This is a genomic window from Microbacterium sp. NPDC006705 (assembly GCF_044903545.1).
Taxonomy (GTDB): domain Bacteria; phylum Actinomycetota; class Actinomycetes; order Actinomycetales; family Microbacteriaceae; genus Microbacterium; species Microbacterium plantarum.
Genome location: NZ_JBJDQQ010000001.1, coordinates 219,049 through 231,733 on the forward strand (window position 1 = coordinate 219,049; position 12,685 = coordinate 231,733).

9 protein-coding genes are annotated in these 12,685 nt (G+C 70.3%); 2 read left to right on the plus strand and 7 right to left on the minus strand.

The genetic code is table 11. From position 1 onward, the window contains the following. Nucleotides 1-451: 451 nt before the first annotated feature. Complete coding sequence (locus tag ACI2K6_RS00970; RefSeq protein ID WP_404567767.1) at nucleotides 452-1,861, minus strand: zinc-dependent metalloprotease; 1,410 nt, start codon at nucleotides 1,859-1,861, stop codon at nucleotides 452-454. A gap of 125 nt (nucleotides 1,862-1,986) precedes the next feature. Between ACI2K6_RS00970 and ACI2K6_RS00975 the strand changes: the two genes are divergently transcribed. Then, complete coding sequence (locus ACI2K6_RS00975; protein ID WP_404567768.1) at nucleotides 1,987-3,111, plus strand: PDZ domain-containing protein; 1,125 nt, start codon at nucleotides 1,987-1,989, stop codon at nucleotides 3,109-3,111. Between the two features lie 42 nt (nucleotides 3,112-3,153). Beyond that, nucleotides 3,154-6,060 (plus strand): UPF0182 family protein, encoded by a 2,907-nt coding sequence (locus tag ACI2K6_RS00980; RefSeq protein ID WP_404567770.1) that lies wholly within the window; start codon nucleotides 3,154-3,156, stop codon nucleotides 6,058-6,060. A gap of 148 nt (nucleotides 6,061-6,208) precedes the next feature. Here the strand turns inward: ACI2K6_RS00980 and ACI2K6_RS00985 are convergent, their stop codons facing one another. From ACI2K6_RS00985 to mvk, 6 genes are read right to left on the minus strand one after another with little or no spacing between them, the layout of a single operon-like run. Continuing rightward, the gene (locus ACI2K6_RS00985) at nucleotides 6,209-7,363 is read right to left on the minus strand and encodes a hydroxymethylglutaryl-CoA synthase (RefSeq protein WP_404567772.1); all 1,155 of its coding nucleotides are present in this window, start codon (nucleotides 7,361-7,363) and stop codon (nucleotides 6,209-6,211) included. Further along, complete coding sequence (locus ACI2K6_RS00990) at nucleotides 7,360-8,406, minus strand: hydroxymethylglutaryl-CoA reductase (RefSeq protein WP_269266171.1); 1,047 nt, start codon at nucleotides 8,404-8,406, stop codon at nucleotides 7,360-7,362. The genes ACI2K6_RS00985 and ACI2K6_RS00990 overlap by 4 nt, the downstream gene beginning before the upstream one ends. Beyond that, nucleotides 8,403-9,482, minus strand: a complete 1,080-nt coding sequence (gene fni / locus ACI2K6_RS00995) for a type 2 isopentenyl-diphosphate Delta-isomerase (protein WP_404567774.1) — start codon at nucleotides 9,480-9,482, stop codon at nucleotides 8,403-8,405. Before fni ends, ACI2K6_RS00990 begins: the two co-directional genes overlap by 4 nt. Further along, nucleotides 9,472-10,620, minus strand: a complete 1,149-nt coding sequence (locus ACI2K6_RS01000; protein WP_404567775.1) for a phosphomevalonate kinase — start codon at nucleotides 10,618-10,620, stop codon at nucleotides 9,472-9,474. Before ACI2K6_RS01000 ends, fni begins: the two co-directional genes overlap by 11 nt. Beyond that, entirely contained in the window at nucleotides 10,617-11,585 is a 969-nt protein-coding gene (mvaD, locus tag ACI2K6_RS01005) for a diphosphomevalonate decarboxylase (protein ID WP_112614884.1), read from the minus strand. The genes ACI2K6_RS01000 and mvaD overlap by 4 nt, the downstream gene beginning before the upstream one ends. Beyond that, a complete protein-coding gene (gene mvk, locus ACI2K6_RS01010) occupies nucleotides 11,582-12,586 on the minus strand; it encodes a mevalonate kinase (protein ID WP_282500998.1) in 1,005 nt (334 codons plus the stop codon). The genes mvaD and mvk overlap by 4 nt, the downstream gene beginning before the upstream one ends. Nucleotides 12,587-12,685 lie beyond the last annotated feature (99 nt).

Genomic DNA, 12,685 nt, shown 5'->3' on the forward strand with positions numbered 1-12,685 from the left:
TTCGCTGACGCCCGCAGCCGTGCACCGGCCGCCGCGAACGCATGGTCCACCGCGGCCCGATCTGCGGCCGCGACCTCGTCGCCGAAGGACACGGTGACGGACACGGGGGGCCGGGGCCGAACCAGCACGGGACGCAGCGACTCGCGCAGGAGCTCGATCTGAGCCGGGTTCGCGCCGCCTTCTCGAGCGATCGTGTCGAAGAGCTCGTCGGGGATGCCGGCCACCAGCGCGTGCAGCAGCCGTTCATGCCACGATTCGACCGGCTCCAGCACGATGCTTCCCGGCTCGTGGCCGAGCTGCACGGCGGTGGGGGAGCGCCACAGCGGCGCAGCGGAGGACGCGAGACGGATCATGCCTCGATTCTCGGCTCGGGCTGTGGTCCCGGGGGCGGTCTCCACAGGAAGCGTCGCGTCGGACTGACGAAGAAGCAGTGGGGAGGAGACGCGGCCGCTCAGACGGGCGAAGGCCCGCCGGGTCCGTCGTCGTCCCGCCGCATCCGATCCTCTCCCGGGGCTTCGTGCGTCGAATCGTCGCCCTCGGCCGCGGAGGCCAGCAGCGCGTCCAGCGCGTCGTCCATCTCGTCGCGTTCGGGTGCCTCGCCACGTGCCCGCGCCTGCAGACGCGCGATGAGAGCCGACGGATCGTCGACATCGGCGGGCGCCGGCATGAGGTCCGGGTAGTCCCACAGGCTGTCGCGGGCGTCGCGCCCGACGGCATCCGTGATCGCGCGCCACATCGCGGCTGCCTCGCGCAGACGACGCGGCCGCAGCTCGAGGCCGACCAGCGACGCCATCGCCTGTTCGGCGGGTCCGCCGACGGCACGGCGACGACGCACAGCCTCAGCGATGCGGTCCGCGGCGGGAAGACGCGTCGTCGCCTCCGCGGACACGACGTCCACCCAGCCCTCGATCGTGGCGAGCAGGTGCTCGAGGCGCGTGAGCGCGGCGGACTGGGCCTCGGATCGCTGGGGGAGCAGCACGCCGCTCTCGAGCGCCTGGCGGAGCTCCTCGGGCTGAGAGGGATCGAAGCGCGAGGCCAACTCCTCGAGGGCGTCGGTGTCGACGTGGATGCCGCGTGCGAAGTCCGTCACCTGCGAGATCACGTGCAGGCGCAGCCAGCGGGCGTGTCGGAAGAGCCGAGCGTGGGCGAGCTCGCGGGTGGCGAGGGAGAGAGCGAGCTGCTCGTCGTCGATGCCCAGGTCGCGACCGAAGTCGGCGAAGTTCTGGGGCAGGATCGCGGCTTCGCCGTCCGGCATGACGGGGATGCCGACGTCGCCGCCGGAGACGACTTCGAGTGACAGCTTTCCGACCACCGCGCCCAGCTGCGCGGCGAACAGGGAGCCGCCGACCGTCCGCATCAGGCGACCAGCGCCGGCGATCATGCCCTGCATGTCTTCCGGAGCCTGCGATTCCAGGGCCGCGGTCAGCGCGTCGGCGACCGAGGTTGCGACCGGCTCGGCGAGCTCCTGCCAGACCGGGAGGGTCGCTTCGACCCAGGCCCCGCGGGTGAGGGCTCGCGGCGGCGTGGCCAGATCCGAGATCGTGGTCGCCTCGCTCAGCCACAGCGTGGCCAGCGCGAACGCCTCGGAGAAGTCCTGCTTGTCGCCTGCGCTGATGCCGTGACCGTCCTTATTGGCCAGGTGCAGCGCCTGCGTCCGCGTCGCGCTCCAGTCGACGCCGCCGTCGCCGCCCGCGGCGAAAGCGCCCTGGAGATGCTGCACCATCTGCTGCAGCATCGCGGGGTCGACGCCCATTGCCGACAGGCGTTCGAGCTGCTCGGGCCCGAGCGTGCCGCCCTGGCCCAGCAGGCTGCGGAGCAGCTCCTGGAACTCGTCCTCGGGAGAGCGGTCGTCATCAGCCATGTCAGGCGCCTTTCAGCAGGGCGGTCAGCTCGCGTTCTACGCTAGCCGCACGACCTCGTCGCACGGCGCGAACGGACCTCGTTCGCTTTCGCCGGTCGCGAACGACCGGGACCAGAAAGCAGCACGTGTCACTTTTCGACGAGAACGCACCCGCCCCCGCGCCCCGGCGCCGCCGCATGAGCCGCGCCTCACTCGCGGGTCTGTGGGCGGTGTCCTTCTCCCTCATCGCGCTGCTCATCCTCACCGTCGTGCCGACGTCCTTCGTGATCCAGCGCCCCGGGCCGGTCTACGACACGCTCGGTTCCGTGGCCGCCGGCGACGGCGAGCAGCGCCCTCTCATCAGCGTGTCGGGTGCGGAGACGTTCCCGACGTCGGGCTCGCTCGACCTGCTCACGGTCGAGGTTCTGGGAAACCGCGAGCGTACGCCCTCGTGGCTGGAGCTGGCGGCCGCCTGGTTCGATCCGGCCCGCGCGGTCGTGCCCATCGACGAGATCTTCCCCGCGGGCGTGACGACCGAGCAGCGCAACGACGAGAACGCCGCGCTGATGGTGGACTCCCAGAAGGAGGCCACCGCCGCCGCCCTCTCCGAACTCGGGTACGACGTCACGTCGCTCGTCCGTGTCTTCCAGCTCGCCGACGACTCGCCGGCGGCCGGTCTCCTCGAGCCCGACGACGTCATCCGCTCGGTCGACGGGGAGTCCGTCGCGACCACGGCGGCTCTGCGAGACGCCGTGAACGCCGCGGGCGGACGTCCCCTCACGCTCGAGGTCGATCGCGCGGGAGAGCGGCTGTCGGTCGAGGTCACCCCGAAGCAGATGACGGTCGACGGCGAGACCCGGTGGGTCATCGGCGTCACGATCGCGCAGGACTTCGACTTCCCGATCGACGTGACGCTTCAGCTCGACAACGTCGGCGGCCCGAGTGCGGGCATGATGTTCGCCCTCGGCATCATCGACACGCTCACCCCCGGAGAGCTGACCGGCGGGGAGCGTTTCGCCGGGACCGGCACGATCGATGCGACGGGCACCGTGGGCCCGATCGGCGGTATCCGGCAGAAGCTGTACGGCGCCAAGGATGCCGGAGCCGAGTGGTTCCTCGCCCCGGAGCGCAACTGCAACGAGGTCGTGGGTCACATCCCTGATGGCCTCCGCGTGTTCTCCGTCGCGGACCTCGACGACGCCCTTTCGGTGGTCGAGACCGTCAGCACGGGCGGCGATCTCGACGCTCTTCCGAGCTGCACCGCGGGCTGAGGCTCGGCGTCCCCCCCAGCGGGCGGCGCCTAGGATGGAGGGGTGACCACGACCTCAGCGCCGACCCCGGCCACACCCAGCAGATCCCGCCGCGCCGTCGGCATCACCCTCGCCGTCATCGCGGCCGTGGTGGTGGCCTTCTTCATCTTCGCTAGCCTCTACGCCGATTGGCTGTGGTTCCGTCAGCTCGGCTTCGACGGTGTCCTGGTGACTCAGTGGACCGCCCGCGCGATCATGTTCGTCGTCGGCTTCGTCGCGATGGCGGTGCCCGTCTGGCTCTCGATCCAGCTCGCCTACCGGTTGCGGCCCGTCTATGCCCGCCTGAGCTCGCAGCTCGACCGCTATCAGGAGGTCGTCGAGCCGCTGCGTCGTCTGGGCATGTGGGGCATCCCGACCTTCTTCGGCTTCTTCGCCGGCTTCGCCGCTTCGGCGCAGTGGGAGACGGTGGCCCTCTGGCTCAACGGCGGCACCACCGGCACCGCCGATCCGCAGTTCGGGCTCGACACCGGCTTCTACCTCTTCACGCTGCCGTTCCTCTCGGCGGCCGTGGGCTTCGTCTCGGCGATCGTCATCGTGTGCCTCCTGGTCACCGCCCTCGTGTCGTACCTCTACGGCTCGGTCCGGGTCGGCCAGCGCGAGCTGCGGATCTCGAAGTCGGCGCGCATCCAGCTCGCCGTCATAGCCGGCATCTACCTTCTGGTGCAGGGCGTGAGCATCTGGATCGACCGTTATCGCACGCTGGTCACCCCGAATGACCGCATCACCGGGGCCGGGTACGTGGACGTCAACGCCGTCATCCCGGGGCAGACGATCCTCGCGATCGCCGCCGCGATCGTGGCGGTGCTGTTCTTCGTCACCGCGATCATCGGCCGCTGGCGCTTCCCGCTCATCGGCACCGGCCTCCTGGTCGTCACCTCGCTCGTCGTCGGCGTCGCCTACCCGTGGTTCGTCAACAACGTGCAGGTGCGGCCGAACCAGCTGACCCTCGAGTCGCAGTACTACGAGCGCAACATCGAGGGCACGAAGGCGGCCTACGGCATCTCCGGCCTCGAGAAGACCGACTTCCAGGCCGTGACGGACGTCGAGCCGGGTCAGCTGCGGGCCGATGCCGACACGACCGCTTCGATCCGCATCATGGACCCCGCGATCATCGGACCGACGGTGCGGCAGATCGAGCAGTACCGCTCGTACTACCAGTTCGCCGAGCCGCTCGACGTCGACCGCTACGAGATCGACGGGCAGTCGCAGGACACCGTGGTCTCGGTCCGCGAGCTCAACGTGAATCAGCTCGGCGACGCGGCGTCCTGGTACAACACGACGCTCGTCTACACCCACGGTTACGGCATGGTCGCGGCGAAGGGCAACGAGCGCACGGCCGACGGCAACCCGGTCTTCGTGGAGCGCGGCATCCCGGCATCCGGTGAGCTGACGAACGGCCAGGAGTACGAGCCGCGCGTGTACTTCGGCGAGTTCTCGCCCACGTACTCGATCGTCGGGGCGCCCGAGGGGTCGTCTCCCATCGAGCTCGACTATCCACGCGGGCAGGAGGGGGAGAGCCAGACGAAGACGACGTTCGAGGGAGACGGTGGTCCATCCATCGGCGACGTCTTCCACCGCCTGATCTACTCGCTGAAGTTCCAGTCCACCGACATCCTGTTCTCGGACGCCATCAACGAGGACTCGCAGATCCTCTACGACCGCGACCCGGCGACGCGCGTGCAGAAGGTGGCGCCCTACCTCGAGCTCGACAACGACCCGTACCCGTCCGTCGTCGACGGACGCATCGTCTGGATCGTCGACGGCTACACGCTGAGTGCGAACTACCCGTACTCGTCGATCGTCAGCCTCAGCGACGCGATCTCCGACTCGTCGAACCCGCAGCCCCGTGTCGCGCTCGACAACATCAACTACATCCGCAACTCGGTCAAGGCGACAGTTGACGCGTATTCGGGCGAGGTGACGCTGTACGCGTGGGACGAGACCGACCCGCTGCTGCAGGCCTGGCAGAAGGTCTACCCCAACACGCTCAAGCCGATCAGCGACATGAGCGGCGACCTGATGAGCCACGTGCGGTACCCGACCGACCTGTTCAAGGTGCAGCGCGCCATGCTCGGCACCTACCACGTCGACACGGCGCAGTCGTTCTACTCGCGCGACAACGCCTGGAAGACGCCGAACGACCCGCAGCAGGACACGCAGCTGCAGCCGCCGTACTACCTGACGATGAAGATGCCCGGCCAGGACGCCCCGTCGTACTCGATGTTCTCATCGTTCATCCCCGGCGGTCAGGACACTCGTAACGTCCTGATGGGCTACCTGTCCGTCGACTCCGACGCCGGTTCCGAAGCTGGTGTCATCAGCGGTGAGTACGGCAAGCTCCGGATGCTCGAGGTCAATGCCGAGACGCCGGTTCCGGGTCCCGGCCAGGTGCAGAACACGTTCAACGCCGATCCCGTCGTGTCGTCGTTCTCGAACATCCTGCGTCAGGGTCAGTCGGAGGTCATCAACGGCAACCTGCTGACACTGCCCGTGGGTGGCGGTCTGCTCTACGTCCAGCCCGTCTTCGTGCAGTCGTCCGGAGCTACCAAGCTGCCGACGCTCCAGAAGGTGCTCGTCGGCTTCGGCGACCAGGTCGCCTTCGAGGACACCCTGCAGGAGGCGCTCGACAAGCTGTTCGGCGGCGACTCGGGTGCGAGCACCGGAGACACGGATGTCGTTCCCGAGCCCAGCCCCGGCGACGAGGCGACGCCGGGCACCGGCGACGGCGGAACGGCGCCGACGACTCCGGCCGCGGACTACCAGGCGGCGCTCGACCAGGCGCGCGATGCTCTCGCCGAGCGCAACACGGCGATGCAGAACGCCGACTGGGCGGCGTACGGTGCCGCAGATGCCAAGCTCACGGAGGCGATCTCGCGTCTGCTCGAGCTCGGTGAGCAGGGCCAGAACTGACCCCACCTGCAACGAAGAGAGGGCCCCGACCTCGGTCGGGGCCCTCTCTTCGTCGTGTCCGGCTTCCTCTCACCGCCGAGAATGCACGAACGCACGGTGCCCAGGGGCTGGGACCGTGCGTTCGTGCGCTCTCGCGAAGCGCGGGGCGTCAGTCGCGGGTGTAGCGGCGGGCGCGCCCTGCGAGGCCGGCGAAGTGGAACGGGCCGGGGGAGGCGGCCGCGATCTCGACGTCGACGGTGCTGTCGCGGTGCGTCGCGTCGTGGAGGTCACGGTAGGTGGGGACATCGACCGCGGTCCGTGCGGCGAGGATGGCCTCGGTCTCCGCGCCGCGGGTCGCCTCGCGGTAGCCGGGCTGGACGACGAGGGTGAAGAACTCGCTGACCGACCCCGAGCCGTAGCTGAAGAGCCCGATGCGCGAACCAGTGAGGTCGTTCTCGCCGTCCAGGAGCGCTGCGAGAGCGATGTAGAGCGACGCCGTGTAGGAGTTTCCGATCCGGCGGTTGTAGCCGGTGGTCGCGGTCACGAGCTCGGGGTCGAGTTCGACGCCGACATGCTGACCGAGCGCGCGATGCGCCTTCACGGCCATCTTGGTGAACGGCTGGTGGTGGCAGAACCAGTCGATCTGATCGATGTCGACGCCGCCGCGCGACCGGTAGTCGTCCCAAGCGCCTGCGACACCGTCGAGGTAAGCGCTGACGGAGAGCTTGCCGTCGACGACCGCGGTGACGCTGTCGTTGGGACGCCAGAAGTCGTCGACCTCCGCAGTGTAGACGCCGGCGGCGGTCTCGAGGACGGCGAGCGCCGGCTCAGCCGACACGAGGAAGGCGACCGCCCCTGCACCCTGCGTCGGCTCAGCCGCGGTGTCGAGCTCGTACCGGGCGACATCACTGGCGATGACCAGGACGCGCTCGTCGGGGTTGCGCGCGATGAGACCGGCCGCAGCCTGAAGGGCGGCCGTCGCGGAGTAGCAGGCCTGCTTCAGCTCGACGACACGGACCGAGCGGGGGAGGCCGAGCAGCTCGTGGACGTGCACCCCGGCAGCGCGCGACTGGTCGATGCCGGTCTCGGTGGCGAAGAACAGGGTCCGGATGCCGTCGACACCGTGCCGGTCGATGATGCGCTGCGCGGCAGCGGCGCCCATCGTGACGATGTCCTCGTCGAGGCCGGGGATGCTCATCTGCTCCTGGCCGAGCCCGATGCGGAACTTCGCGGGGTCGATGTCCGCGCGTGCGGCGAGGTCGTCGAGCTCGACGACGTGCGAGGCCGTGGCGACAGCGAGGTCGTGGATGCCGATGGTGGTCACTTCGTGGAATCCTTCCGGCGCTCGAGGAGCAGGTGCGACTGCATGAGCTCCCCGGGATTGGTCTGGGCGGCGAGCAGCGAGAGCTCGCCGCAGAGGACGGTGGCGGCGATCAGCCCGGCGAGGCGTCGGGCGTTCTCGCCGGAGGGACGCTCCTCACGGCAACCCAGGCGCGCGAGGGCGTCGTCGACGGCCGGCAGGTCCTTGCCGTTGCCGACGGTGCCGACGATGAGGTGAGGCAGCGTGCACGAGAAGTACAGGTCGCCGTCGCCGCGGACCTCGGCCCAGGTGAAGCCCTGCGAGCCCTCGACGATGTTCGCGGCGTCCTGACCCGTAGCGAGGTAGAAGGCCAGCAGCATGTTGGCGTAGTGCGCGTTGGCGGAGCGCAGCGCTCCGGCGATCGTCGAGCCGACCAGGTTCTTCTGGACGTTCAGATCGACGATCCGCTGCGCGGTCGACCGCAGCTGCTTCTCGACGAGGTCTGCGGGGATCACGATCTCGGCGATGACGTTGCGCCCGCGGCCGAGGATGCCGTTGACGGCGGTGGCCTTCTTATCGGTGCAGTAGTTGCCGGAGATCGAGCCGTACGAGAGCTCGGGGTGCCACGAGAGCACGCGTTCCATGAGCGTCTCCGCGGCGAAGGTCACCATGTTGTGGCCCGAGGCGTCGCCGGTCGTCAGCGCGAAGCGGAGGTAGAGCAGGTTGCCGACGACCTCGGTGTCGAGGTCGATGAGCTTGGCGTGGCGGCTGCGCTCAGAGACGGCGGCAGCGAGCTCGTCGAAACGGGCGACGATGGCGCGCGACGCAGCGACGGCGGCCGCCGCCGACTGGGCGACGAACAGTGACGAGCGCGTCATCCGTTCGTCGACGACCGTCACGCGGATGCCGTCTTCGACGAGCCGCGAGATGCGCGCGCCGCGGCCGACCGAGGGCCACAGCGGCGACTCGTAGGTCGCGAGCGGGACTTCCTGCTCGGTCTCGACGTCTCCGGTGAGCCGAAGCGGTCCCACCCACCGCAGGGGGATCGGGGTGAACTCGGCGCTCATCGCGCGTCCTTCCCGCCGGCGCGACGCGCCAGGCTGTCGATATCGATACCGCGGGCTCGCGCGAACTCCGCCGCGCGTCCGTGGATGATCAGGTCGGTACGGCGGAGATCGTCCGGACGGGTCGCCCCCACCAGGGAGTGCAACGCCGTGAGGTGGTCAGACCATTCCCGGATACGGGAGATCAGCGCCTCCGCGCCGCCGTCGAGCACGACCGAGAGGAACGAACCGGAGGCGCCGACCGCACGCGCGCCGAGCGCGAGGCCGCGCGCGACGTCGAGGGGCGTGCGGACGCCGCCGGACGCCAACAGCACGGGCGCGTCGGCCGGGGCCTCGAGCAAGCACTCCACCGCGGACTGTCCCCACCCGGCCAGGTACGCGTAGTCGCGGCCTGATCGCCGGTCGTTCTCGATGCGCATGAAGTCGGTGCCGCCGACGCCGGACACATCGGCGAAGCGCACACCCAGGTTCCCCAGACGGGACAGCGTGGCGGCGCTCAGACCGAACCCCACCTCCTTCACCACGACGGGCACCTCGACGGCGGCGACGATGGCCTCGAGCGAGGCCGGCCAGCTCGAGAACGAGCGGCTGCCCTCGGGCATCACGGTCTCCTGCATGGCGTTCACGTGCACCTGGAGAGCGTTCGCCTCGAGCGCGTCGACGGCGCGCCGGGCGTCTTCGGGAGACCGTTCGATCCCGACATTGGCCATGACGAAGCCATTCGGATTCTCGTCGCGGATGACGCGGAACGTCCCCATGAGGTCGGGGTTGTCCAGCGCGATGCTCAACGAGCCCGATGCGATCGCGACGCCGGTCTCACGCGCGGCGATGGCGAGGTCGCGGTTGATCGCACCGGTCGAAGCGCTGCCGCCGGTCATGGCGTTGACGTAGAACGGCAGTGCCCAGCGGGCACCGGCGACCTCGACGCCGAGATCGACGCGCTCGGCGTCGACACCGGCGAGGGCATGGTGGACGAAGCGGACGTCGTCCCAGCCGTTCGGCCGCGGCGGCTCCTTCTGCTGTGCGGCGGCGAGACGGACGTGGTCGTCCTTGCGCTCGGAAGCCAGTTCAGCCGGCATGATGCTCTCCTTCCGGCGGGTGCACGCCGATCGTGAGGTGTCGGATGTCGTTGGTCTCCCAGACCCGGAGCATGCCGGCGACGTCAGCGCCCGCGGGCGCGAGCACGATGCCGCAGTCGCCACCGCCCGCGCCGGACGGCTTGGCCGCCGCGCCGATCGCCTCGGCCGCGTCGCAGAGGATCCTCAGGCGGTCGGTCTCGATCGTCACACCCGTCCGTGCTCCGAGCGCCTGCAGCAGGCGACGGTTGCGCCGGATCGCGTCGAGCGCGAGCGCGTCGTCGGAGGCAGCGCGGGGCGGTGTCGTTCCGGGCGGCGAAGCCGCGAGCGCGCGCCACAGATCCTCCACGCAGGCGCGAGAGGCATCCAGGAAGCCCGTATGCGCGCCGTCCGCGACGTCGGTGCCGCGCGAGACACCGCTGACCAGGCGCTCCGTCGACGCGGGGTGCCCCGTCCAGCCGACGAGCAGGTCGAGTCCCGCGGGAGGCGCGAGACGTGTGATCTCCGTTCCTCGCCACGCGTCCGAACCCAGGACACGGGCGACGCCGTTCTCCGCGCGCGCCGCGCGCAGGCGGTCGCGGTCGGGGGAGCGGTAACCGATCCAACCGCCGTAGGTGCTCGCGGCGACGTCACCGCCGGAAGCATGGGGGGCGACGGCGATCGTGGCGAGCATGGCGAGCTCGTAGCGGCCGCGTGTGCCCAGGTCGAATCCGTAGAACCGGTCGATCGCGGCGATCGTCGCGACGGTGACGGCAGCCGACGAACCGAGGCCGAACTTGCGTCCGCTGGGGTCGTCGAGCCCGCTCTCGATGAAGAGGTCGAAGAAGCGGGGACGCAAGCCCCGCTCGGCGCGCAGACGCTCGGAGACCTCGATCGCGGCGATGACGTAGTCGTACGGGTGGTGCTCGCGATCGAGCGTCAGCCCGTCCTGCCCCCGGGTCCAGCGCACCGGCATCCGGCTGTACTCCGGCGAGTGGATGCTGCCGGCATCGACGCTCTCGGACAGCGACACCGTCAGGTAGCGGTCGACGGCGATGAGCACGGATGGCTCAGCCGGTGAGACCACCGCATACTCACCGGCCACGAACAGCTTGCCGGGCGCACGCGCGACGATCGCGCGGGTCGAGTCGACGGTGGTCATTCGCCCGCTCGCGAGACGAGAGCTGCGGCGGGTCCGGGGTGGGCGACAGCGAGCTCGGCGAGACCGTCGAGCGCGGCAGTGACCGCATCGACGGACGCGGGCCGCGTCAGGATCACGACGTTCGGTCCGGCATCGGCGGTCGCCCAGGCTTCGACGCCGGACTCGCGCAGGGCCGAGATGCGGTCGAAGATCTCGACGCTCACGGGGCTCAGATAGCGGATGGGCGGGTCGCACGACTGGATCAGGGCGTGCATCCGCAGGGCGTTGACCTCCGTGATGCGGCCGAGGCGCTCGACATCGCCGTCTCGGCATGCTTCCGCGGCTGCTTCGAGGCTCTCGGCCGTCGACGAGACCCAGGCGGGGTAGAAGGGCGAGGTGAGCACCGTGCGGCGCATCGCCTCACGGCTGGACACCGGCTTCTCGCGCTTCTCCACCATCGCCACGACCATGGCGAGATCGGGTGCGGCCACGGGCTCGGCGAAAGAGGTCTCATCGCTGTCGCCGGCGTGCCAGATGGCGAATCCGGGAATGACCGAGCGCGAGGCCGATCCCGAGCCGCGGCGGGCGAGTCGGCTGAGGGAGCGCGTATCGAGATCCAGCCCGTATGCCGCGGAGGCGGCGACGGCCAGCGCGGCGAAGCCCGAAGCGGACGACGCGAGACCGGCTGCCGACGGCACGGTGTTGACTGTCTCGACGCGAGCGGAGAGGGTGCTGCCCGCCATCTCGCGCACGATGTCGAGGAATCGCGTGACCCGCTCGGCGGGCCCATCGACGCGCTGCTCGCCGTTGAAGACGAGGACGTCGCCGGACGCTCCCTCGTCGAGGCTGACGGTCGTCGTGGTGGGGAAGATGTCCAGCGTCATCGACAGGCTGCCCGTTGCGGGGAGGTTCAGTGCGCTGTCGCGCTTGCCCCAGTACTTCACGAGCGCGATGTTCGGGTGCGCGATGGCTGTCGCGGTGCTCATGCCGCTCCTTCGACGGTGGTGGTCCAGACCGCGGCGGCGCCGGCGCGGGTGAGTCGGTCGCCGAGCTCGGCGGCGGATGCCGCGTCTCGAGCCAGCGCGAGGACGCAGCCGCCCCGGCCGCCGCCGGTCAGCTTGGCGCCCAGGGCGCCGCCGGCGGTCGCGGCCTGCACGAGGTGGTCCAGCGCCGGATCGCCGACGCCCAGGCCCGTCAAGAGGACGTGGGCGCGGCTCATCGCGCTTCCGATCGCCTCGCGGTCACCCGTCGAGACGTCGCTGCGGAGGGCGGTCGCCAGCGCGCCCAGCTCGTCCAAGGCGGCTTCGACCGCGCGCGGATCGCTCTCCCGCCGCTGCGCGACGGCGGCGACGGCTTCACGGGTGCGCCCCCGGACTCCGGTGTCCGCGATGACGAACACGAGATCGCCCCCGACGGAGACGGGCTCGATGCGGCCCTGGTCGAACCACACGGCCGCCCGAGCGCGCACGGTGCGCGCGTCCAGTCCGCTCGGTGCGCCGTGGGCGGCGCGCTCGGCCGTCTGGATGAGCTCGTGCATCGTCTCGTCGTCGGCCGCGAAGCCGCACGCACCCAGCACTGCCTCGATGACCGCCGCGGACACGGCGGCGCTCGACCCGAGCCCGCGTTCGGCCGGGATGCTGCTGTCGATCGAGATGTCGAGCTCGGCGCCCGGCCTGCCTGCCGCCGCCAGTGCGGCGCGCATGGCTGTCAGCGTGACGTGCAGCCGCTCGGGCGCTCGGGCGATGGGGCCGTGGAAGAGCGTGCTGGCGAGGTGACCGCGGCCTTCGGCCGGCTGCGCGTGCGCCTCGACTCCGAGAGCGTTGACCGGGATCGCGATCGCCGGGCGGCCGTACACGACGGCGTGCTCGCCGAGGAGGATAGCCTTCGCACCGGCGCGGCCCGTCGCTCCGGGCTCCGCGGCCGAGCCGTGCGTTGCCACGTGCAGACGGGCGTCCGGTGCGATGGGGACGTCGGTCGGTGCAGTCATGGAATTTCGTCGAGCGTAACAGTCCGCCCCCGGGCGAGGCCTGAGTGGCCATGGATGTGCTCCGGAGGCCTCCGAGCGCTATCATGGGCGCCGCACCCA

Bases quoted from the DNA above. Each gene is read 5' to 3' on its own strand.
- ACI2K6_RS00970 (WP_404567767.1), bottom strand. From the start codon at position 1,861: ATGGCTGATGACGACCGCTCTCCCGAGGACGAGTTCCAGGAGCTGCTC.
- ACI2K6_RS00990 (WP_269266171.1), bottom strand. From the start codon at position 8,406: ATGAGCGCCGAGTTCACCCCGATCCCCCTGCGGTGGGTGGGACCGCTT.
- fni (WP_404567774.1), bottom strand. From the start codon at position 9,482: ATGCCGGCTGAACTGGCTTCCGAGCGCAAGGACGACCACGTCCGTCTC.
- ACI2K6_RS01000 (WP_404567775.1), bottom strand. From the start codon at position 10,620: ATGACCACCGTCGACTCGACCCGCGCGATCGTCGCGCGTGCGCCCGGC.
- mvaD (WP_112614884.1), bottom strand. From the start codon at position 11,585: ATGAGCACCGCGACAGCCATCGCGCACCCGAACATCGCGCTCGTGAAG.
- mvk (WP_282500998.1), bottom strand. From the start codon at position 12,586: ATGACTGCACCGACCGACGTCCCCATCGCACCGGACGCCCGTCTGCAC.